This window comes from Candidatus Eisenbacteria bacterium (assembly GCA_030017955.1).
Classification (GTDB): Bacteria; Eisenbacteria; RBG-16-71-46; order JASEGR01; family JASEGR01; genus JASEGR01.
Window position 1 is genome coordinate 243 of sequence record JASEGR010000239.1, and the last position, 263, is coordinate 505.

At 47.9% G+C, this 263-nt stretch carries 1 rRNA gene (only partly in view); it reads left to right on the forward strand.

The features are described 5' to 3' along the window. A 23S ribosomal RNA gene (locus tag QME66_14000) occupies window positions 1–263 on the forward strand (its annotated part extends past both window edges: 242 nt to the left, 319 nt to the right); the annotation flags it as partial.

Sequence of the window (263 nt, forward strand, 5' to 3'; positions counted from 1 at the left end):
TGTCAGTAAAAACTGAAAAGTCAGGAAATTAATACTAAAGATTTACACTGGGGTGACTGACACTGTGTGTTAGGGAGGGGGTTGTAGGACCGCACAAGTAGGAACACTGCATTATAGCTGAATGTTCTGGAAAGGACATCCATAGAAGGTGATAGGCCCGTAAGCGAAATGGTGCAGAAACCGAAGCGGTATCCTGAGTACCACAGGACACGTGGAATCCTGTGGGAAGCTGGGGGGACCACCCTCCAAGGCTAAATACCATC